Annotated in this window: 29 protein-coding genes and 3 pseudogenes; 12 read left to right on the forward strand and 20 right to left on the reverse strand. The window is 50.4% G+C overall.

Going from position 1 to position 18,963, the window contains the following annotated elements; translation table 11 throughout:
* Positions 1-3: 3 nt before the first annotated feature.
* From HV318_RS03640 to HV318_RS03730, 19 genes and pseudogenes are all read right to left on the reverse strand, one after another.
* The gene (locus HV318_RS03640; protein WP_182271603.1) at positions 4-252 is read right to left on the reverse strand and encodes a hypothetical protein; all 249 of its coding nucleotides are present in this window, start codon (positions 250-252) and stop codon (positions 4-6) included.
* A gap of 113 nt (positions 253-365) precedes the next feature.
* Entirely contained in the window at positions 366-599 is a 234-nt protein-coding gene (locus HV318_RS03645; protein ID WP_182271604.1) for a DinI-like family protein, read from the reverse strand.
* A 185-nt stretch (positions 600-784) separates the two neighbouring features.
* Positions 785-985: a hypothetical protein gene (locus HV318_RS03650; RefSeq protein ID WP_182271605.1), complete on the reverse strand. Its 201-nt coding sequence runs from the start codon at positions 983-985 to the stop codon at positions 785-787.
* A 326-nt stretch (positions 986-1,311) separates the two neighbouring features.
* Complete coding sequence (locus tag HV318_RS03655) at positions 1,312-1,542, reverse strand: hypothetical protein (protein WP_182271606.1); 231 nt, start codon at positions 1,540-1,542, stop codon at positions 1,312-1,314.
* An 85-nt stretch (positions 1,543-1,627) separates the two neighbouring features.
* Positions 1,628-1,861 carry a hypothetical protein gene (locus tag HV318_RS03660; RefSeq protein ID WP_182271607.1) on the reverse strand — a complete coding sequence of 78 codons (234 nt, stop codon included), beginning with the start codon at positions 1,859-1,861 and terminating at the stop codon, positions 1,628-1,630.
* An 8-nt stretch (positions 1,862-1,869) separates the two neighbouring features.
* Positions 1,870-2,109 (reverse strand): annotated as a pseudogene (locus HV318_RS03665) (DNA polymerase III subunit theta).
* A gap of 15 nt (positions 2,110-2,124) precedes the next feature.
* Positions 2,125-2,457: a hypothetical protein gene (locus HV318_RS03670; protein WP_182271608.1), complete on the reverse strand. Its 333-nt coding sequence runs from the start codon at positions 2,455-2,457 to the stop codon at positions 2,125-2,127.
* Between the two features lie 98 nt (positions 2,458-2,555).
* Positions 2,556-3,587: an IS630-like element ISEc33 family transposase gene (locus tag HV318_RS03675; RefSeq protein WP_001395480.1), complete on the reverse strand. Its 1,032-nt coding sequence runs from the start codon at positions 3,585-3,587 to the stop codon at positions 2,556-2,558.
* A gap of 124 nt (positions 3,588-3,711) precedes the next feature.
* A pseudogene (locus HV318_RS24470) lies at positions 3,712-4,245 on the reverse strand (dATP/dGTP pyrophosphohydrolase domain-containing protein); the annotation flags it as partial.
* A 383-nt stretch (positions 4,246-4,628) separates the two neighbouring features.
* Complete coding sequence (locus HV318_RS03685) at positions 4,629-4,964, reverse strand: ead/Ea22-like family protein (RefSeq protein WP_182271609.1); 336 nt, start codon at positions 4,962-4,964, stop codon at positions 4,629-4,631.
* Positions 4,961-5,227, reverse strand: a complete 267-nt coding sequence (locus HV318_RS03690; protein ID WP_182271610.1) for a hypothetical protein — start codon at positions 5,225-5,227, stop codon at positions 4,961-4,963. The genes HV318_RS03685 and HV318_RS03690 overlap by 4 nt, the downstream gene beginning before the upstream one ends.
* Positions 5,224-5,817, reverse strand: a complete 594-nt coding sequence (locus HV318_RS24160; protein ID WP_249421789.1) for a hypothetical protein — start codon at positions 5,815-5,817, stop codon at positions 5,224-5,226. The genes HV318_RS03690 and HV318_RS24160 overlap by 4 nt, the downstream gene beginning before the upstream one ends.
* Positions 5,818-5,834: 17 nt before the next feature.
* Positions 5,835-6,074, reverse strand: a pseudogene (locus HV318_RS03700) (DUF977 family protein); the annotation flags it as partial.
* Positions 6,061-6,765 (reverse strand): DUF1627 domain-containing protein, encoded by a 705-nt coding sequence (locus HV318_RS03705; protein ID WP_182271612.1) that lies wholly within the window; start codon positions 6,763-6,765, stop codon positions 6,061-6,063. The pseudogene HV318_RS03700 and the gene HV318_RS03705, both read right to left, overlap by 14 nt.
* Positions 6,766-6,781: 16 nt before the next feature.
* On the reverse strand, positions 6,782-7,531 hold the full coding sequence (locus tag HV318_RS03710; RefSeq protein ID WP_182271613.1) for an ATP-binding protein: 750 nt from the start codon (positions 7,529-7,531) through the stop codon (positions 6,782-6,784).
* Positions 7,532-7,533: 2 nt separating this feature from the next.
* Positions 7,534-8,442, reverse strand: coding sequence for an LvrA C-terminal domain-related protein (locus HV318_RS03715; protein ID WP_182271614.1), 909 nt, complete (start codon positions 8,440-8,442; stop codon positions 7,534-7,536).
* A 136-nt stretch (positions 8,443-8,578) separates the two neighbouring features.
* A complete protein-coding gene (locus HV318_RS03720; RefSeq protein WP_182271615.1) occupies positions 8,579-8,731 on the reverse strand; it encodes a hypothetical protein in 153 nt (50 codons plus the stop codon).
* A 112-nt stretch (positions 8,732-8,843) separates the two neighbouring features.
* Positions 8,844-9,380, reverse strand: a complete 537-nt coding sequence (locus HV318_RS03725) for a toxin YdaT family protein (protein WP_182271616.1) — start codon at positions 9,378-9,380, stop codon at positions 8,844-8,846.
* 2 nt (positions 9,381-9,382) lie between these two features.
* Positions 9,383-9,616, reverse strand: a complete 234-nt coding sequence (locus tag HV318_RS03730) for a transcriptional regulator (protein WP_182271617.1) — start codon at positions 9,614-9,616, stop codon at positions 9,383-9,385.
* Positions 9,617-9,719: 103 nt separating this feature from the next.
* Between HV318_RS03730 and HV318_RS03735 the strand changes: the two genes are divergently transcribed.
* Positions 9,720-10,115: a helix-turn-helix domain-containing protein gene (locus HV318_RS03735; protein ID WP_182271618.1), complete on the forward strand. Its 396-nt coding sequence runs from the start codon at positions 9,720-9,722 to the stop codon at positions 10,113-10,115.
* Between the two features lie 107 nt (positions 10,116-10,222).
* Here the strand turns inward: HV318_RS03735 and HV318_RS03740 are convergent, their stop codons facing one another.
* Positions 10,223-10,429 (reverse strand): hypothetical protein, encoded by a 207-nt coding sequence (locus HV318_RS03740; protein ID WP_182271619.1) that lies wholly within the window; start codon positions 10,427-10,429, stop codon positions 10,223-10,225.
* A 285-nt stretch (positions 10,430-10,714) separates the two neighbouring features.
* On the opposite strand from HV318_RS03740, the gene HV318_RS03745 reads away from it, so the two are divergent.
* The 11 genes from HV318_RS03745 (at position 10,715) to HV318_RS03795 (ending at position 18,940) form a co-directional block, all read left to right on the forward strand.
* On the forward strand, positions 10,715-10,939 hold the full coding sequence (locus HV318_RS03745) for a hypothetical protein (protein ID WP_182271620.1): 225 nt from the start codon (positions 10,715-10,717) through the stop codon (positions 10,937-10,939).
* Between the two features lie 117 nt (positions 10,940-11,056).
* Complete coding sequence (locus HV318_RS03750; RefSeq protein ID WP_182271621.1) at positions 11,057-11,242, forward strand: DUF1482 family protein; 186 nt, start codon at positions 11,057-11,059, stop codon at positions 11,240-11,242.
* A 9-nt stretch (positions 11,243-11,251) separates the two neighbouring features.
* Complete coding sequence (locus HV318_RS03755; RefSeq protein ID WP_182271622.1) at positions 11,252-11,410, forward strand: YdaE family protein; 159 nt, start codon at positions 11,252-11,254, stop codon at positions 11,408-11,410.
* Between the two features lie 87 nt (positions 11,411-11,497).
* Positions 11,498-11,785, forward strand: a complete 288-nt coding sequence (locus HV318_RS03760; protein ID WP_182271623.1) for a DNA breaking-rejoining protein — start codon at positions 11,498-11,500, stop codon at positions 11,783-11,785.
* A gap of 126 nt (positions 11,786-11,911) precedes the next feature.
* Positions 11,912-14,956 (forward strand): RecE family exodeoxyribonuclease, encoded by a 3,045-nt coding sequence (locus HV318_RS03765; RefSeq protein WP_182271624.1) that lies wholly within the window; start codon positions 11,912-11,914, stop codon positions 14,954-14,956.
* Between the two features lie 13 nt (positions 14,957-14,969).
* Positions 14,970-16,058 (forward strand): RecT family recombinase, encoded by a 1,089-nt coding sequence (locus tag HV318_RS03770; RefSeq protein ID WP_182271625.1) that lies wholly within the window; start codon positions 14,970-14,972, stop codon positions 16,056-16,058.
* Between the two features lie 40 nt (positions 16,059-16,098).
* On the forward strand, positions 16,099-16,275 hold the full coding sequence (locus HV318_RS03775; RefSeq protein ID WP_182271626.1) for a helix-turn-helix domain-containing protein: 177 nt from the start codon (positions 16,099-16,101) through the stop codon (positions 16,273-16,275).
* Entirely contained in the window at positions 16,266-16,508 is a 243-nt protein-coding gene (locus HV318_RS03780; RefSeq protein WP_182271627.1) for a DUF4060 family protein, read from the forward strand. Before HV318_RS03775 ends, HV318_RS03780 begins: the two co-directional genes overlap by 10 nt.
* Before the next feature lie 28 nt (positions 16,509-16,536).
* A complete protein-coding gene (locus tag HV318_RS03785; protein WP_182271628.1) occupies positions 16,537-17,355 on the forward strand; it encodes a hypothetical protein in 819 nt (272 codons plus the stop codon).
* A gap of 83 nt (positions 17,356-17,438) precedes the next feature.
* Entirely contained in the window at positions 17,439-17,654 is a 216-nt protein-coding gene (gene xisR, locus HV318_RS03790) for an excisionase family protein (protein WP_182271629.1), read from the forward strand.
* On the forward strand, positions 17,654-18,940 hold the full coding sequence (locus tag HV318_RS03795; protein ID WP_182271630.1) for a site-specific integrase: 1,287 nt from the start codon (positions 17,654-17,656) through the stop codon (positions 18,938-18,940). The genes xisR and HV318_RS03795 overlap by 1 nt, the downstream gene beginning before the upstream one ends.
* The last annotated feature ends 23 nt before the right edge of the window (positions 18,941-18,963 follow it).

An 18,963-nucleotide genomic window follows, 5' to 3' on the forward strand; every position in this document is an offset into this window, starting at 1 on the left:
TGTTCAGACCGTTGATTTCATATTATCAGAAGGTGGAATTACCCGATAGCCGAGACGATTAATAAATTGCATAAAGCCATTGGGAGTAAAGACCTCCTCATCATCCAGCAGAGGGCGCATAGATACCATGCCATTTACACGGTAGATAAGATGCCTGCCAGTTGAAGGAAAGCTAAATACCACGCAGCCGTCAGACCGTCTAACAATGTCATACCAACTATTTTCTGACGTTTGCAATGCCGGATCGCTCACTTTCTATCCTCCCTTCAAGCGAATACAGACGCGTTTAGTAATTGTCGGCAGCAGCATCAAAGGGATACTCATTTATGGTATTCAGACAAACGTGCGCCACCAGGTACGCAATTTTAATGAAACCAGTCGTCAGCGCTTTCCCATGTCTCCTGGAGGATTTTTTCAATTTTCTTTTTATCATCCTTGTCGCCACCGAAAACGCTGAGTCCGTCACTACCTGCCCGGCGAATTACCAGGCTGCAATCCTCATACTGATTGCTCAGCCGTTTCAGCAACTCTTTTTCCAGTGCCGGGATCGCGCCCTTAGGAAGTTCTTTAGTACGATCAATGGTTAATTCAACCTTCATAGTAGCCCCCACTACATATACTGTGTTTTTATACAGTATACCTGTGCATTAAAATTTTCAATGCTTTGAGGGCACAAATTGCTAACTTAATGTCAGTAGTAAAAAATAAAACCCGACATAGCGGGTTGAATTGGTAGGTTTTTTTAAGTTTAGAAATCTTTGCCCTGACATGATTGGGCTAACAACTATGGCTTGGGGTTTTCCTTTCTCCATCTCAGCCAGAAACCGTATTCTTGCCTGATATTACTCTCGCTGGTGAGCTTACCGAACTTCGTTGTCGGCGGGTTAGCGATGATGCTTTCCAGCGATTCTCCGCCATCAAGACGTGCATAAATTTTATAATCAGCTGCTTCCGGATTCTTTGGCTCCGCAATTCCCTCACTCATTATCTACCCCATGTCATAAAAGTTATCTGGCATTGAAGGGGCTCCCTGTTGTGGTGGAGCCCCCTACTTGCACACAATTATAAATTAACTACGCGGCCTTTTCTTTAGACGAGCAAAGTTCAGGAAGATTTGCCCGAACCAGAGCTTCAGCGAAAGGCGGTGGTACCGCATTACCACACCGGGCGACCTGCTTATCCTTCGCATACTTCTTGCCGCGATAGTCCTGATCGATGATGTATGTAACCTTTCGACTTCGCAGCCAGCGAATTGCTATCGATAGGAATTGATAAAATTAGGGTAAAAAAAACCTCCAAGAAGGAGGTTTTTTAGTTTCCGCTTGAAATAATCTGTCCTGTCAACCTAACGACGGCTCGCATTAAATTAATTTGAGTGATAGTCACGCCACCAAGAAAGCTTAGAGCCGCGTTACTCATATCAACAATGCCCATCGCTTGTAAAACAATCAGAGCCATACTCGTTAAAATGGTTAGACTGAAAGCAAATATTACGGAAATTAATACAATTTTGGGGATAACACCCCAATATTGTGGTCGCATTTAATGTCCCCATCAAATGCGAAGAAGTCACCGCCGGGTGTTCAGGCCTGCGGTGACTTAATTATGGCGGGTTGATTTCAGAAAATCAATTCAGTGGTGATGGCCTGAACTCGTTAATTGCCAGATCTAGCGGCTCTGACTCCATCTTTTCTTGATGAGCTACTAAATACATACCACCCTGGTATTGATAAAGGGATAGAGAGTATTTCTCGCCATCAATTTCGATAGCGCTTATCTCTGGAGGAACGCGCCCAGTATAAGACCGATAATCGACAAAACTGCCAAAGGGGCCTCGGAAAACTAAGAGATCAAAATCCATACTTACCCTTATTTTTTGTTAGCTTCAGCCATCTCAACATAGCGCGGATCAGAAGTTTTATGCAATGCAACGCTCTGATCTCGATAGTACCGCACGCGCTGCATGAAGTAGTCCCTGAGGTGTTCGGGTTACTCTCTGGCTACCACTTCTGCGACTACCGGTATGTTCAAGCGCTCTTTGTACGCCACTCCTGAGGCCGCAAGGCCCACGTTAACTATGCCGCGCTCTTCCTGTGGTTTTGCTGCAATGTTCCACTATGAAATTTATCCAGCCCCCTTTGGTGAGTACTCTTTTTTCCAAGAGTCATACTCAACTGGAATTGGAACGCCACATGATGTCTTGATTAACTCGTTTTTTCGATTTCCTTCCGCATTACAACCGACCATGACCACATCTCTCACGGCTTCATCAAATCGAGTAAACGTTGCATTGACAGTGTAACTATCCCCCCTCCAATTGACATAAGCCTTGTCTAAAGCCCATTTTGATTTTGCTTGGTCGGGAAACGAACTACTCATAAGATTAAGGATTGCCTCATATGCTGAACCGTATTCACACCAGAGGTCTTCCTCATCTTCAATTCTAAATAATTTCATAAGCCAATCGCCTCAATGTTTAAGGCGTATTTTATGCTATATGAAGCACAAGGAATACGCCTAATGGCTGTTTAACTAAATAGCTGCGCCTAATACCGCTACACTTTTGCCTGACCATGTTTTCCTCCGGGGAATGGGCTGGCGGTTTCCATAAAATGGCGGACCTTTTTCAGTAACTGCCACATTGAGCGGCACTGATGATTACGGGTTATCGTGTCATGAAGTGCCTGCCATAGCCGTTCCACATGATTCACCCACGGCGAGTAAACCGGCTGGTAAATTACCCTGAACTTGGGATTTGCTTTCAACCAGCGCTGTGTTTCGCGGCTTTTATGGATAATGTAGTTATCAACGATCAGCGTGATTGTTTTCGCCCGCCGGTAAGTGGCTTTCAGGTGCTTTAGCAGAGCGATAAACAGCGCTGAACTTTTGCTGTTGCCGCCCACGTAGCTGACTTTACCCGTGCCACTGTGCAGTGCGCCGGCCAGATAGTATTTTTCGTTCTGCCCCGGCGTCACTACCCGTTTCTGCTGTCCGCGCAACTGCCAGTCCGCACCGATTTTAGGATTAAGGTGGATATCCACTTCATCTTCATAAAATACCGGATGCTCTGCGCTGCATTCATCCAGCGCTTTGTGGATTACCGCCATCTTTTCATCTTTATGTGGGTCACGGATACGCAGAGTTGGCGCGGCCCTGCGCCATACAAGCCCCGCAGATGGCAACCAGCGGCGAACGGTTCCTGCATGTAACTGGCAACCGGTTATCTCATTGATTTTTATTGCCAGTAATTCGGTGCTCCAGCGTGAACGTTGATAACCAAAATCGCCGGGAGAATGCTTTATCAGCTCACGTAACAGGGTGCAGATATGTTCAAAAGGCCAGCGTCGGGAGCGCCCTGCGGGTAAGGATTTCAGGCCTTCAATACCTGAGTGCGTAAACCAGTTAATCCAGCGACCAACGGATGAACGGGCACAACAGAGAGTTCTGGCAACATCGCTGACCCGTTCACCCCGATGAAGCATTAGCATGGCCGTGAGTCTGCGGGCATGATTTTTATCACGCGTTTTATGAATAGCTTTCTGCATCAGGCGTCGTTCGCCACGGGGTATTGGTACTATGATCGGCATCGCTCAGTCCGGTTGGTGATTTTGGTTGGTTTGGCGATTGATCAGATCGCACAATCCGGGCTGAGTTCCCTTTCAGTGATCTACTATTCCGCGCAGCTATTTAGACCTACTTCTGAGATGCTGGTTTGATATGCAGACGCGGCTCACCATCTTTCGGCTCTGGCCACTGGCGAGACTTGTTAACAGCCAACTTATCAATCATCGCCTGCGTGATCTGCTCGTCTGTTATACCCGCTCGGCGCTGTGCATCCCAAAGCAGGAACTGCATATCAGCCCACTCGCTGAGGTCTTCAGGCTCCGCTGCCGCCTCCAGAGCCTCTTTCGACAAATGCTTAAGCGGACCAACTGGGCCAACATCACCAAACGTTGATTGTGACCACTCAGCGTGTTCGCGGCGAACGTGATCGCGAGGTTCGGCTTTGCCCTGAAGCATGGCGGCGCGACAGGGGCGGGCAATCACTTCAAGTGAATTGTGAACATGCCAGTGTGCGAATTTCTCTACAGCCATATTTTTATCGAGTAATGCCAGTTCATTTTTTTCGGCATTGAACGTCCCAATTACTTTTTCATCCGGAACAGACACCGGCGCTGGCGGGGCGGTGTAGAGCTTGTCACCAATTTTCAGACGAAGCTCTTTCGGTGGGCGGTAGTAGACCAGCGTCCATGCTCCGTTGATGAATGCCACAGGCTCGGAAGAAGCCTCAGCTTCGAGCGATGCCAGCGCGATACGCGCCAGTTCGTGAACCTCCCACTCTTCTGCGTTGGCTTGGCAGTCGCTTCCCTCCGAATTGAACTCAATGAGGTTTGCTACGCGTTCTCTGGTAATTGTGCTCATGAGCTTTCCTTCAGCCATCTCTTCATCGGTTTCCCATAAAACGTGCGCCTGACCCTCACAGACTTGAATCACACCCCCACGACCGCAGGAGTTGCACTTAACGGCATCGTCATCCCACAATGCAGTTTCATTTCCGCGCGCAGTTTTTACTGTGTGTAATTTATTGCCGCAACGACATTTGTTGAGCCAGCCAATGGTGAAAGTCTTCATGATGCCTCTCCTTTACCGGCTGCGGCGGGGACATCGATGCCAGCAGCAGACAATGCAATGCTGAACGCCTCTTTCAAATCTGCAATCTGCTTGTCTTTGGCATCCAGCTCATCCAGCAGCGCCAGCACGGCGTAGGGGTTGGCAGCGGCGATGAATTCGGCATCACACCCAGTTTTTCCATTAGCAAGCATCCTGTGAAACGCTTCCGTTATGACTGCCACCGGGTGACTTTGATTTGACGTGATAGTATTGCCGTCACGAGCAATACCCCATGGGCCAGGAGTCGCCTTCTCCGCCGCTTCACGCAGCGCCTGTTTGTCGATGTTGCTCATTGGGCGGCTCCCTTCTTGATTGGCCATTGCTGCCATTCCCCCGGCGGAAGCTCGTCTGTTACATCATGGGAAGCCCACTCAATGAATTTTTCTTTGCTAATGGTCGGGTAGTGGCGACCAGCATGTACACTGGGGCCGTCGTACTGCACTGTATCTACACCGATACGGACGATCTGACGATCATTCGCGTAAGACGTGAATTGCCCAGCTGGACGAGGTTTTTTGGCGCGATAACAGCGGCCAATTCTCAGTTCAATGCTCATGCCGCACCGCCTTTGCGAAGTTGGGCTGCGATGTCTTCGAGCACGCCATCGGCGAACGAGCGATCAAAATCGCCTTCCGGTGCATCAGCCATAAACTCGGTGGAGGTCAGAATCATCTGCGCGATGTCTGCCGCGTTCTTTGCTGTGTCGTCGATAAATCCTGCATCCCAAGCAGCCAACATCCGGTTAGCTACAAAGTGTGCTCCTTCCCGGCGAGCTTTAGCCCGCACTTCAGCCAGGAAAGCGTCGTGATTCGGTGTGCCGGTATCCAGCAGAAACTGGAATTCATGAAGTGTCTGGCCATCCATGAAATCGCCATTTTCAGGATTAACGGTGGCATTGAATTTTTCGTAGATGCTGCATGCTTCGGTGAGAACCTCACGGCCTTTCGCCTTCAGCCCCGCATTCTCAGTAGCCAGTGCATCACGCTGCTTAGCTTTTTCGCGCAGCGCCGCAGCCGTAACATCAAGGCGGTCAGCCAGGCGAGACAGCACTTTTGCAATATCGATGATCGGCGTGTCGCTACTCAAAGCCTTTGCAAAATCACGGCCGACCAATACCAGCTCTTTGTTGTTCAGTGAATCACTCATACTGATGCTCCCCGGTGCGTATAACGTTCCATGTCGAAGTCGATAACTGCGCGCTGATCGCGGAAAATACCGCTGCGGCCGTGGCGGATAAGTTCACCCTGTTTTATTGCGATCCGGATGTACTTCTCAGCGGTCGTTCGATGCAGGCCGAACATGGCGGATATGTCTTTAGTGGTCGCGCGCCCATACTGTTTAACCATCTCGATAATCCAGGCGATGATCAGAGTGCGCTCCTGATGCGTCTTAGGCTTTGCCATTTTCAGCCTCCACGCCCACCAGCTGCTGCATGATGTTTTTATGGCGGCCAATGACACGTACGGCATCGCGCAACTTCTCCAGCTTGACCAGTTTGTTTTTAGTGCGGCGGATTTCGCGGGAAATAACCCGCACCGTCGGAACGACATGGCCAGCGCGATAGTTTTCGGTAAACGACGGGATCTCACTGACAATCTGCTCAACCGGTTTAACTTCTTCGGCTGGAGCGTCAGCTGGCACTTCAGGTTCTAGTTCTGGTTTGGCGGCCTCAGTTGCAGTTGGCAGTGACCAGGTAACTCCCTTACCCTGCCCGTTCTTCACCACAACGCCCTGGCGCTCAAGCGCGCGAAGCACAGAGACCATCCCGCGGGCATTCCGATTAGCGAACTCGGCCAGCGATACGGTTGTCATTGCGCCGTTATCGCGCAGCACCTGGCAAATACATTCAGGATCAACCGGTGCTGGCTCTTCCCCCTTCAAACGGGGTGCCTGATGCACAGGCGCTGCAGGTTTTTTTGCCTGTTCTGTCGCGGTACAGATAAACCAGCCGCCATCAGAAAAATCACACAGGCCTTGATCACGCTGTTCGCGCAACATGCTCAGAGCTTCAACAGGCTCGATATCCAGACGGGCTGCTACTTCGCGATAAGATGCGCGCCCCATTTTTTCCAGTGCTTGAATTACAGTTTCCACAGGATTTCCCTCAAAATTATTTAACAGGGCGCAGGTGGCTGACGTTTTTGCGATAGCTACCCCAGTCGAAGTTCACCCACATACCACCATCCATCTGGAGGCGATCGATAATTCTCGCTCCCAGCGCATCCAGCAACCCATCGTGATTCAGGTTCGTCAGGATCCCGACAGGGCGCATCGACGACAGACGACGGTCGATAACCTGATTCAGAATGACTTTCTCTCCGCTGCTACCGCGCTGAATACCGACTTCGTCCAGCACCAGCAGATCAACTTTGCAAAGGTCGTCCAGCAACGCTGCCTCTGACTGCCCACCGTCGTAGCATTCGCGCACACGCAGCATCAAGTCAGGAACAGTGACCACCAGAACGGAACGCCCGGCAGCGAGAAGATAATTACCGACGGCGGCGGCCAGATGGTTTTTCCCGGTACCCGGCGCTCCACTGAATACGAAGCTGGCGAAACCACCACCGAAATTCTGGGCATAGCTTTTTGCCAAACTCAGGGCTTTCTTCTGCCCATCACCGGTAACCTGGTAATTGGCGAAAGTGCAGCTGCGGTGCAAATCCTGAATTCCGGAGCGACCGAAAATCTTTTCTGCCCTGGCGCGCTGATTCAGCTTGTCGATTTCCTCTGAACGCTTACGGCCTTCCGACTCCTGCCATGCCTGCCACTCTTCGACGCTGTTAAATTTCGGCTGCACGCTGGCCGGTATGATTCTTTTCAGGCGCTCAAGGGCACTTCCAGTCCCGATCATGTTTTTCATCGTTACCCCCTGAAACCTGATGGGATTTTTTTGTCAGGCTGAGATATGGCGTTCGGATCTCGTTTTCCGGCTGGCGCTACGAACATCCAGGGCTCCTCGTAGTGCTTTGACGGGCCAAAAAACGTAGATGCCTGTTTCACGTATTCGGTGTTGAGTTTTCCGGCAGCAGTGACATATTCCGCGTAACGCCGCACCCCATCGGTAAGCTCCTGAGCTGTTGCGCCTGATTTAATTCTGGCGCTCCAAGCTTTGAACGCATCGGCCTTACTGTTTCCACCAGCACGTCGTGGATATTCGCGCCATGCCTGTTCGAACTCTTCCGTGTAAGAGTTTTTTGACTTAGCGGATGGATTATCATCGGGAGATTCACCGTCAGGGGGTGTGGCTCCGCCATGCCCCAAAATATCTTTATCCTGATCTTGTTCCTGATCCTGTTCCTGATCTTGGCTTCCTAGCCCCTTAGAAGCCCCTTCTGAAAAACGGCGTGATTCGCGCTTTAAATTCAGATGGAAATCTGTTTTATAGCGTTCGTAAAACAATGAAAGAAAAGGATTTTCAGGAATAGAGGCATATTCATTCCTGACACCTGCACAGCGGTTATCACCAGGCTTTAATGCCTTTCCTACCTGGTAAGCAGCCATTTCATGCACCCAGACCATCTCTGTATCCTCGTCGTAGCTACAAAATCCCGCTTCAATGGAGCTTTTAAGCCCCTTAGAAGCCCCTTCCAAACCCAACCCCGTTTCATGGGCTATGTAGAGAATTGGCAGGTAATACAAACCGAGCATATTTGCGTGTGGCGAGGTCATCAGATAGAACGAAACCACCTGCGCCTCCGCGCCTTGCCTCCTCAGCTCACGTCCTGTCTTTCCAAGCCAGAACTGAGGTGCAACAGTTGCGTAATCACGCATAAAAACCTCTTAATTGCTAAAGTGGTGGCCCATCTATCTTTTTGACGGCTGATTTTTCTGTCATAATTTCCTCGTAATTTCTGCCTGGAATTACACCGAAGGCCGTCTGTGTTGGCGCACAGCGGTCTTCACCCTTTCAGAACAGCCCCTGCTGCTTCCCGCGCTTAACGCGTTTCGCTTCAAACCGGTCTGCTGGCAGCATCTGTTTCTCTGCCCATAACTTTGCGTGACGCAAAACATCATCAAAAATCCTCCCCTTACGGCTTGCCTGAGACATGCGCTTGTACATATCGACGGCCTGAAATGCCCCCCCTGCGCGACCGCAGCGGTGAAACCCTGCCGGATAAGCTCTTCACGAACATGCTTTTCAATGAAATCCATATGGTTCATGGCCGGCCCCGTTACATGACGCCCAGCATTGAAGTCACAAGGCTCATCAGTACGCCGTATTGCTCTGGCATGAGGCCAAATAGCGATACGATGCCCTCACTGACTTCTTTGAGCTTCTGATGCTCTGGCGCATTGAGCATTACCGCCCGCTTTGCCTCACCGCATTCTTTAATGGCCGCTGCAATACGCAGGGTATGATCGTCCTGAGGCACCAGTCGGCCACGGAACTCAAGCGGAAGAACGGCGATGATTGCGGGAGACAGCTGTCGGATATTTTCTCTGGCGTAGTCCGTATCACCATCAAGCCAGCGAAACAGCTTCTGCCGCTTACGGCTCAGTTCATCGGGAAACTCCAGCCCGGTACCGCCCTGTCGTTCCCACTCTTCGGTGATGAGGCCGGCCACTACATCCTGGTTATCAATCTGCGCAGCCCAGGCGCGAACGGCATCGCGGATCTGTTCATGCGTATCGGGTCGATTGAGGTGATTGCGATTTATCATCGCTGCGGGTGTAAACCCGGTATTTTGTTGAAATGAAATTGAATGCACGGTTACGCCCTCGCTTCCTGCTTCGGTAATCCATCAGTGGGGTTGAGGTATAGATCAGGGCGTAACTCATGTGGTGTTACACCTGTAGCATTGAAAATAGGAATGACACGGTTCGCCGGGACGACTCCATTATCACGGTGACGCCAGTGGCTTACAGTCATTGAAGATACATCGAGTGTTTCTGCTAAACGGGTTGCGCCCCCTGCAATGCTTATTGCTTTATCAAGTGCTTTCATATTTGGCTCCAAGTAATAACAAACCAAATTAAACATTATGTTTATATACATGTCAACATTATGAATGTTGAGGCGATAAACTTTTAGTTTAGAATCTTGATATATGAGAAAAAACACACACCAAACAGATAACCCGCAGGTTCAGCGGTTAAATGAAATCATCGAGAAGAAGCGCATATCCAAAGCGGATATGGCGAGGATCTGTGGTGTGAGTGCACAGTCAGTCAACAACTGGTTTGTCAGAGGGGCGATAGGAAAAAGCTCCGCAATAAAGCTTGCCGATGCGTTAGGTGTCAGTCTTGAGTGGGTTTTAGGTCAGGATGTGGATGCTAAAGGCGGCCTGAGGCACGACGAACGGAGACTATTGGAACTCTATAACCAACTGCCAAATGAAGAAGAGCAGCAGAACATGTTGCGGATCATATCTCTGCGTCTGAAGGAGCTTGATGAGTTGTATGCCAAGTATATGGGGCGCAGGATTAAGGGTGACACCGAGTAGCTGTTTGCGGATATCACAAACAGAATAGCTGGCAGCTACAATGATCGGTATCTCTGGCTATTGCAGTAGCCAAATTAATCTTCCAACCCGTCCGCCGCCCGGGTTTTTTAATGCCCTTTTCCAACCATAGCTGCCGCGTCTCGCAAAATGCCTTTGTGGATCACGTTGCCTACAGCCTTGCGCTTAGCCTCCAGGCTATCAACAATCGCATCTCTGCTTATCACTACTCCGCTAATTATCAATTCGACAACCGCCCCACCAATCTCGCCAGCAATAAATGCCGCGCGGTCTTCTTCAAGTTCATTACGATCCACAAGTCACCTCATTGATGTTTTTATGCCACTAAATAGCCCTACAAACATACTACCTATCAGCAACTACACCCACAAATAAACTTTCTGTTTATAAAAACACACCCATTATGTTGACACAGGAATAAACATTGTGTTTAATTACTCCATCAACACGACCACCCAGGCAGGACGCCCACGAAGTAGCCGTCCGGGGCATACGAAAACCGGAATGAGGTGGTGAGATTAACGCGCAGCAGGTTCAACGTTCCGCCAGCCGGGCGATAACGGCAAGCTGAGGGATAAATCATGAGTGAGGTTATTTTTAGCTTTGAAAGCTCCAGCGATGCAGCACGCGCTGGGATGTTGATGGATAAGGCGGATCCGTCACTGCGTTATGTGCAGATGCGAGCAACTGTCTGCGTAACCTGGCATGCAAACATCATTGCGGTCACTCAGGCTGTTATGGATGCAAACATTCCATGCACTTTTCAATACTGGAATGACATTAAAAACAGTCATCGCAGAGGGTGAAATGAAAATGATTGATTTCGCACGTCAGCCAGCACGCATCCAGGCCGTTCGCCTGAACTGGATTACAGCCCGTATACGTCAGCTTTGTTATGTACTGGCACAGAAAGGAAACCCTGAATGAGCACTTTATTCGCCCTTGTGCTGACGGTCATCTCACTTAACGGTGAATCTCAAGATGTTGTTATCGATGTTTACGACAGCCAGCAGGGATGCCAGGCCGCAGCCGACGAACAACAGGTTAACGGGGAATGCTGGCCAGTAGACGGACTTATTCGCAGCAATGAGAAACCAGCCGGACTCTGAGGGGGTGAGATGCAGAGAGAATGCGGTTATTGCCGCAAACCGATTGAAGAAGACAAAGAAGTAAAAAGCACCCTTTTCTATCGCCACGGCAACCAGCTGGCGCGCAAAGAAAAAGAATATTGCTCGAAGCAATGCGCTGAATATGACCAGATGGCGCACGAAAGTTAATTAGTAGCCCTGAAATATGAAATGAAAAATTCGCCATTTATCTGGCGTGGATCCTTACACCCTGAATAAACCAACAGGAGCAGTTTTATGGAAATCGTAAAAGTCGAATTAAACCTGAAAGCAGTAAATAAAGAAGTCGCTGTGTTCAACTGTGAGAAGAAAGTCTCAGGCGTCATCCATACCACCGAAGACGGTGAAACTACCGTTGTTCTTGATGGCGGTTATGTGCTCGGTCAGTTCGATTGCCCTCACTGTGCAGTAACAGCTATTTCACTGCTTGCGGTTCAGGTAAGTGATGGTGATAAAGCGGGTCATGGCACCTATCGCCAGCACAAACGCACATTCATGGAGCTGGCATTTATCACCGTCCATTAAAAAGCCCACACGAGGTGGGCCTGCCCTGTCCGGTCTCACCGACCAAAGCGAACCGGACATTTCACCAGGTAACTACGAGGTGCTTTTTGAGCACCTCAAGTCTACACGATTAGAGGACATAGTGTCATGAGTAACACAAACCCAGTATTTCTTGTCCGCAGGGCAAAAAAATCATCTGGCCAGCCTGATGCGGTATTATGGTGCAGCGATGATTTTGAAACAGCCAACGCAACACTGGATTATTTGCTGCTTAAATCTGGCCGCAAATTTAAAGATTATTTCAAGGCAGTCGCGACTAATTTTCCCGTCGCGAATGAATTACCTCCAGAAGGTGAAATCAGCTTTACCTTCTGCAACTTCTACCAGCTCGCCGACGACGCAATGACCTGGCAGCAAATCCCGGGCGCAACCCTGCCTTCCACTCCAGCAGCAAACCCATCAGAAGAAACAGACACTACAGTCGTAGATGGTGTGAGCACTTCAACTGGTGAGATCGTCGACGAAAAAGCTTTCAACGAGTCAGGGGCGTCGGCTACCGAATCCGGCCTGCAGCTCGACGAGCATGATGACGAAACCACCCGTTATCCGATTGTTCGCATGCCGTTCCGTAAGCGCCTGCTTTCTCAGCTGACCTCAGATGAGATCCGCCATCACCTTACCCGTGATGAGCATACTGAGGTTGCAGCAATGGAAATGGACACAGATAACGGGTATGTCCAGAACCTGATTCTGGCAGCGGAAAACAGTGAAGAGGTTAAGGCGTTTGATACCAAAGACCTGTGGCGCTATACCAACGCCATCCGGAAAGTGTTCAACATTGAAAAGCGCCACGAACTCGCAGCAATTCTCCAGTTCACTAAAGTCTGGGTTGCCACCGATTACCTCGATCGCGGCATCCTGGCGCGCGAATGGGCTGCCGGAAACCGCATCAGCAGCGTGCAGCGTACCGATTCCGGTACTAATGCTGACGGCGGTTATGTCACCGACCGCGGCGAGGGGGCGCACCACACACTGGATTCTTTGGATCTGGAAATCGCCTGCGCCACCCTGCCGATGGATTTCAACCCACATGAAATACCTGGCAGCGTATTACGTCGAGCCAAAGAGGTTGTCGCTAAAAAAGAGGAGCCGTGGAAATCATGGAGCGCCATCCTGCGCAATCAACCAGGTGTCCTGGCCGTAAATCGTATCGCCATTTTCAATCTGATCCGTATCGCACCAGAAAATATTCATAACACCCCGGTGGCTCATTTGGAATTCGTTAATAAAACGATGACCACTGCGTTTAATGAGGCGACGGAGCTGCTTCCCCTGCCATCTACCGGGCCAGACAACTCACGTGCAGATGTGGACAAACAACTTGCAGCCGGACGCGGAGAATACGTCGAAGGAATCAGTGACCCGGCAGATCCAAAGTGGGACAGCGCTCACCGACAGGCAACCACAACTCACGAAGAAAACTTACAGCGAGCTAGTGAAGAAGGTGCGCGTCAACGAGCAGAAGCAGTGACCAAAAAGCCTGAAGTTGAAAATCTTGGCGGCGGCGTATTTTCCATTGGCGGCCTGCTTAACCAGAACACCTCACCTGAAGAGGAAAAACAGGAAGCGGAGACCACCAGCAATGTGCAGGTTCAAGACAATATCGGTAATGAAGAACAGGCTGATGATGCGCTGTTGTCGGGCAAAGAAGTTGTGCGCTCAGACAAAGGCGATGCTGGAGCTGGTGAAGAAACAACTGCCGTAGAGCAATCCGCCGCAGCGATTCTTGCCGCTAGCGCACCGAACCTCGCGAGCAAGGTTGTCGATGATGTAAACCATTCCGTGCCGGAAGCGCAGCAAAGTACGCCAGAAACGCAACATAGCGAGCCAGAACAAACATGGCCGGAATACTTCGAACCTGGCCGCTATGAAGGGCTGCCAAACGAGGTTTACCACGCGGCGAACGGGATCAGCAGCACACAAGTGAAGGATGCCCGCGTCAGTCTGATGTACTTCAACGCACGTCATGTTGAGAAGACCATCACCAAAGAACGCTCTCCGGTGCTGGATATGGGCAACCTGGTGCATGCTCTGGCACTGCAGCCTGAATTGCTGGATGCAGAATTTAGCGTTGAGCCTGGCATTCCTGAAGGAGCCTTTACCACTACCGCTACAATTCGAGCATTTATCGACGAGAACAATGCCAGCCTGCCAGCACTGCTGTCTGCCGACGATATCAAAGCCCTGCTTGAAGAGCACAACGCCACCCTACCTCCACAGGTACTACTGGGTGCCGGCCTGGAAGAAACAGCTCAAAGCTATATGGCGATTCCGACGGATTTCCAGCGTATTGAAGCTGACCAGAAACCGACAGCCGCAGCAATGAAGGCCTGCATCAAGGAATACAACTCCACCCTGCCTGTACCGGTTAAAACCAGTGGCAGCCGTGATGCCTTGCTGGAACAACTGGCTCAGATTAACCCTGATCTGGTCGCGCAGGAAGCCCAGAAACCGCAACCGTTGAAAGTGTCCGGCACCAAAGCCGATCTGATGCAGGCTGTGAAATCCGTTAATCCTGATGCCGTATTCGCCGACGAACTGCTCGATGCGTGGCGCGACAACCCGGAAGGGAAAGTGCTGGTCACCCGCCAGCAACTGTCCACCGCGCAGGCGATTCAGTCAGCACTGCTCTCGCACCCTACCGCTGGGAAACTGCTGACCCACCCAAGCCGCGCAGTTGAGGTCAGCTACTTTGGCTTCGATGAGGAAACAGGTCTTGAAGTCCGCGTTCGCCCGGATCTTGAAATCGACCTGGACGGCGTGCGTATCGGTGCCGACCTGAAAACCATCAGCATGTGGAACGTTAAGCAGGACGGCCTGCGCGCCAAACTGCACCGGGAAATAACCGAACGGGATTATCACCTGAGCGCGGCCATGTACTGCGAAACTGCGGCGCTTGACCAGTTCTTCTGGATTTTCGTCAACAAAGACGAGAACTACCACTGGATCGCCATTATCGAGGCATCCGAGGAATTACTGGAACTCGGCATGCTGGAATACCGCAAAGCAATGCGCGCGATAGCGAACGGTTTTGACACCGGCGAATGGCCAGCGCCTATAACCGACGACTACACCGATGAACTGAACGACTTCGATCAGCGCCGTCTTGAAGCGCTGCGCGTACTGGCATAAGGGGGGAGTAACAATGTCCAATTTAGTAGCCACAACTGACAACCAGACTCAAAGGATCGACAACATTTCCATCCTGACGAACGGTGAACTTTTCGACCGCCTGCGCACTCTCTCCGAGGTAATGGCCAATAGTGGAAACTTCGTGCCCGAGCATTACCGCGGGAAACCAGATGCGTGCATGGCTGTTGTAATGCAGGCCGCTCGCTGGGGCATGGACCCGTTCGCGGTCGCACAGAAAACCTTCATCGTGAATAATTCCGGTGTGCTTGGTTATGAAGCGCAACTGGTTAATGCGGTGGTCAACAATATGGCACCGACAAAAGACCGCATTCACTTTGAATGGTTTGGCGAGTGGGAAAATATCGTTGGTCGGTTCGTAGAGAAAACCAGTTCGAAAGGCAATAAGTACATCGCGCCTGGCTGGGATTTAAAAGATGAAGCTGGCGTAGGCGTTCGCGCCTGGGCAACACTGAAAGGTGAAAATGAACCCCGCGAACTGGTCCTGATGCTTTCGCAGGCACAGGTCCGCAATTCAACACTGTGGGCGAGTGATCCGCGCCAGCAACTGGCCTATCTCGCTGTTAAGCGCTGGGCGCGTCTGTACTGCCCGGATGTGATCCTCGGCGTCTATACCGCCGATGAAATTGACGAGCGCGAGGAAAAGATAATTAACCCTGCCCAGGCCGAAAAAATCACGCTGAATGAAATAACCAACACCGTGGGCACCTCAGCCACCGCGCAGGAATCAGCAGTTAATGTTGACACCGTTGCGGACGATCTACGCGACCGCATTGATACCGCAAGCTCTGTTGACCAGGCCAAAACCATCCGTGTGGATATCGAATCGCAGAAAGCGTTGCTGGGCACTGCGCTGTTCACTGAGCTGAAAAATAAGGCTGTAAAGCGCTACTACCTTGTTGATGCCAAAAACAAAGTTGAGGCTGCGATTAACTCCCTGCCACAACCAGGTGCGGATGATGCAGAAGCACGATTTGAAGAAGTCGAAAAGATGCTCCTGGCGGCGAAGCGTCACCTGGGGGACGAACTGCACGATCAGTACCGTATCACCCTGGACGACATGAAACCGGAATACGTGGGCTAAGGGAGGCGGGAGGGTTGGCCCTCCCGTTTAAGGAATAAATATGAGCCATAAAATTTCTTCCCCACGCCGTCATTACCTGCGCGCTACAGCAGCATCTATGCGCAAAAACGGCAGCACCCTACGGGAAATTGCTGAGTTTTTGGGTGTTGAAAAATCACAGGTTAACACTCTGATCAAAGAGTTTGAGCGCTGCAAAGGAGTGACGACATGCGACTAATTAACCGAGGTAATCAGCAATCCCCGTTAGCGCGCCAGGCATGCGACCTAGCGCTGGCTGCCCACCAACGACGTTACGGCGATTACGGTCGAAGCAAGATGAAAGAGACCTATACGGTGAAAGTGGAAGGCGTGAAGGTCTGGGTTGAGGTGGTGAACCGGAAGGCGAGTTACGTGGCCACGGCAATGACCGGGATGCGGCGACTGCGATCCCTACCTGGGCAGGTTTCCTGATAACGAATAATTCTTTGGAAAAAATATTATGAACGAACAACAAAATAATGAACAAATTGCCGAGCCGGGTGCAGTTGAAATGCTATCAAGAGCATCCATCGCAGATGTACTTGCACAGCGTATTACCGTTATGTCTACCAGCCCCAAAATGTTGGAAATCATCGATAAACGGGTAGAGAAATTCCTCGTTGATGTCATCGATGACTCGTTCTCGTCGTGGGGTGACTTCAGCAAAGGCGCGAAAGAAGCCTTTAAAAATGCTCTCCCTGGCAACATTGATAGCGTCATTGATCTGGCCCGCTACAACTCCATGATCGCCGACCGCCTGAGTGCGGTGTTCGCAAGCAGCAATATCACCAACGACATGGTGCAAAAGGCTGAGAAAGCGCTCAAAAATGCGATGGAAGAAGATCTTCTACCGCCAGTAATCAAGCTCAGCGTCCTGCTGGAGGCATTCATTGATGACCACGCTGAGCAGGCTCGTGAGGAAAACTGGGAATTCCCGGACTTCCGGCTCATCGACAGCGAGAGCGTTCTGAGTACGGAGTATAAGCACTTCTATTTCGATAAGAGCAAAGAAGGTTATAGCCGCTATAGCAGCGAACGCAGTAAATATAGCCTGGATAACTGCCTGGACATGCGTGCGATTGAAGGTGAGCAGATCGACGGCGACCAGGTATTTGAGGTTTACAGCGCCAAGATTGATGACCAGTTCGTGCAGCGCATCGTTAATACCACCGGGCTGCGTTCCAAGTGGGAAAAGATGGTGTTCGCGCTTTATTACGGCCAGTCGAAGATCGTTATCGACTGCGACCCGGATGACTACGGCTACCCGGGCTATGACTGAATCATTCAGGAATAACTGATAACGATTTATCAACGTCACAACACCGGCACTTTTATACTCGTGCCGGTTACCTGAGGTGAACCATGTCACAGGTGATTTTTAACGAAGAATGGGTTGTTGAGGCCAGACTCTCCGAAAAAACAGGTCTCTCGGAAGGTCAAATAAAAAGCTACCGACTGCAATTATGGATCGAGGGAGTTCACTTCAAACGCCTGACCGCTCTCGGCCAGACTGACAACTCCAAAGGGCTGCTTTGGTACAACTACCCGAAGATTAATCAGTTAGTTCAGGATGCTTAATGAAATACCCGACTGGCGTAGAAATACATAACGGAAAAATCAGGATTTCATTTACTTTTCGCGGCATTCGCTGCCGCGAAGTCTTGCGTGGCTGGGTTGCTAACAGCAGCAATATCAAAAAAGCGGGAAATCTGCGTGCGCTCATAACGAGTGAGATACAGCTTGGCACCTTTCGCTATGCAGACCGTTTCCCCGAGTCAAAGGCGCTTAAAAAGTTTTCATCAACTCAAAGGGTGTCGACATTTAAAGGGCTTTGCGATGTTTTTCTTTCCAGTAAGGTTCTGGAAGTCAGCGCTGCGTCGTATGCAAATTATGAGTCCGCCGTCACCACTCTCAAAGAGATTGTCGGTGGTGAAACCCGGCTATCTGATATTCAGCATATCGATGTTCTTCGGTACAGAAAAGAGCTGCTCACCGGAGAGGTGGTAAATAAAAAAATACCCTGTTTCAATAAGCAAGGCCGGACACCTTCAACAGTAAACAACATAATGAAAGTCTTGTGTGCGATCCTCAGGCTTGCGCAAAGAGATCAAATCATTACCCACGTTCCACACGAAAATGTAAAAATGCTGACGGTATCCAAAAAAGCACCAGACCCCCTGCTTTTTCACGAATACCAGGCGCTGATTGCTGCGTTGCCTAAACCACAAAGTCTGATGTGGGTTTTTGCCGTGCATACCGGATTGCGTCACGGGGAGATTTGCGCACTGGCATGGGATGACATTGACCTGGATAAAGGTGAAATACATATAAGCCGGAATATCACGAATAAAGGCCTGTTTGTTCCACCCAAAACAGCGGCCGGCGAACGCACAGTAACGTTACTTCAGCCAGCTCTGGAGGCAATTAGAGAGCAGTTTTTGCTTACCGGGAGCAGAGAGAAAACAGAAATAACCTTTCATCACAGAGAGCACGGACTGACTGAGCAACAGAGCATTCGGTTTGTGTTCTCCCCGGGAAGCCAGTCGAAGACTAAGAGCCCATATTTTGCACGAGGAAGCATTGGCGGCAGCTGGAAGAGAGCAGTGAAACGCTCTGGCATTCGGCGGCGTCCACCCTATCAGTCACGCCACACATATGCGTGCTGGTTGCTGTCTTCCGGGGCAAATCCGTCGTTTATTGCAAGTCAGATGGGGCATGAAAATGCTAAGATGGTTTATGAGGTATATTCAAAGTGGATAGCGGGTATGAACGCCGATCAGGTCGTAATGCTAAATGAGCGACTGCAAACGCTATTGCCCCCAGGGTGCCCTCAGGAGCAAACGGCGCTGGAAAACGTCGTTTAATATTAATAAGATAACCACTTTAT

Origin of the sequence: Enterobacter sp. RHBSTW-00901, from assembly GCF_014103115.1 — a bacterium.
Lineage (GTDB): Bacteria > Pseudomonadota > Gammaproteobacteria > Enterobacterales > Enterobacteriaceae > Enterobacter > Enterobacter cloacae_P.

What these genes read in the sequence shown, in the direction of transcription:
- HV318_RS03795 (WP_182271630.1), top strand. Translation starts at nt 17,654, where the DNA reads ATGAAATACCCGACTGGCGTAGAAATACATAACGGAAAAATCAGGATT.
- HV318_RS03720 (WP_182271615.1), bottom strand. Translation starts at nt 8,731, where the DNA reads ATGTACAAGCGCATGTCTCAGGCAAGCCGTAAGGGGAGGATTTTTGAT.
- HV318_RS03690 (WP_182271610.1), bottom strand. Translation starts at nt 5,227, where the DNA reads ATGAGCATTGAACTGAGAATTGGCCGCTGTTATCGCGCCAAAAAACCT.
- HV318_RS03660 (WP_182271607.1), bottom strand. Translation starts at nt 1,861, where the DNA reads ATGGATTTTGATCTCTTAGTTTTCCGAGGCCCCTTTGGCAGTTTTGTC.
- HV318_RS03785 (WP_182271628.1), top strand. Translation starts at nt 16,537, where the DNA reads ATGAACGAACAACAAAATAATGAACAAATTGCCGAGCCGGGTGCAGTT.
- HV318_RS03645 (WP_182271604.1), bottom strand. Translation starts at nt 599, where the DNA reads ATGAAGGTTGAATTAACCATTGATCGTACTAAAGAACTTCCTAAGGGC.
- xisR (WP_182271629.1), top strand. Translation starts at nt 17,439, where the DNA reads ATGTCACAGGTGATTTTTAACGAAGAATGGGTTGTTGAGGCCAGACTC.
- HV318_RS24160 (WP_249421789.1), bottom strand. Translation starts at nt 5,817, where the DNA reads ATGAGTGATTCACTGAACAACAAAGAGCTGGTATTGGTCGGCCGTGAT.
- HV318_RS03710 (WP_182271613.1), bottom strand. Translation starts at nt 7,531, where the DNA reads ATGAAAAACATGATCGGGACTGGAAGTGCCCTTGAGCGCCTGAAAAGA.
- HV318_RS03650 (WP_182271605.1), bottom strand. Translation starts at nt 985, where the DNA reads ATGAGTGAGGGAATTGCGGAGCCAAAGAATCCGGAAGCAGCTGATTAT.
- HV318_RS03655 (WP_182271606.1), bottom strand. Translation starts at nt 1,542, where the DNA reads ATGCGACCACAATATTGGGGTGTTATCCCCAAAATTGTATTAATTTCC.
- HV318_RS03685 (WP_182271609.1), bottom strand. Translation starts at nt 4,964, where the DNA reads ATGAGCAACATCGACAAACAGGCGCTGCGTGAAGCGGCGGAGAAGGCG.
- HV318_RS03770 (WP_182271625.1), top strand. Translation starts at nt 14,970, where the DNA reads ATGTCCAATTTAGTAGCCACAACTGACAACCAGACTCAAAGGATCGAC.
- HV318_RS03735 (WP_182271618.1), top strand. Translation starts at nt 9,720, where the DNA reads ATGAGAAAAAACACACACCAAACAGATAACCCGCAGGTTCAGCGGTTA.
- HV318_RS03670 (WP_182271608.1), bottom strand. Translation starts at nt 2,457, where the DNA reads ATGAAATTATTTAGAATTGAAGATGAGGAAGACCTCTGGTGTGAATAC.
- HV318_RS03675 (WP_001395480.1), bottom strand. Translation starts at nt 3,587, where the DNA reads ATGCCGATCATAGTACCAATACCCCGTGGCGAACGACGCCTGATGCAG.
- HV318_RS03745 (WP_182271620.1), top strand. Translation starts at nt 10,715, where the DNA reads ATGAGTGAGGTTATTTTTAGCTTTGAAAGCTCCAGCGATGCAGCACGC.
- HV318_RS03765 (WP_182271624.1), top strand. Translation starts at nt 11,912, where the DNA reads ATGAGTAACACAAACCCAGTATTTCTTGTCCGCAGGGCAAAAAAATCA.
- HV318_RS03730 (WP_182271617.1), bottom strand. Translation starts at nt 9,616, where the DNA reads ATGAAAGCACTTGATAAAGCAATAAGCATTGCAGGGGGCGCAACCCGT.
- HV318_RS03755 (WP_182271622.1), top strand. Translation starts at nt 11,252, where the DNA reads ATGCAGAGAGAATGCGGTTATTGCCGCAAACCGATTGAAGAAGACAAA.
- HV318_RS03780 (WP_182271627.1), top strand. Translation starts at nt 16,266, where the DNA reads ATGCGACTAATTAACCGAGGTAATCAGCAATCCCCGTTAGCGCGCCAG.
- HV318_RS03750 (WP_182271621.1), top strand. Translation starts at nt 11,057, where the DNA reads ATGAGCACTTTATTCGCCCTTGTGCTGACGGTCATCTCACTTAACGGT.
- HV318_RS03715 (WP_182271614.1), bottom strand. Translation starts at nt 8,442, where the DNA reads ATGCGTGATTACGCAACTGTTGCACCTCAGTTCTGGCTTGGAAAGACA.
- HV318_RS03775 (WP_182271626.1), top strand. Translation starts at nt 16,099, where the DNA reads ATGAGCCATAAAATTTCTTCCCCACGCCGTCATTACCTGCGCGCTACA.
- HV318_RS03760 (WP_182271623.1), top strand. Translation starts at nt 11,498, where the DNA reads ATGGAAATCGTAAAAGTCGAATTAAACCTGAAAGCAGTAAATAAAGAA.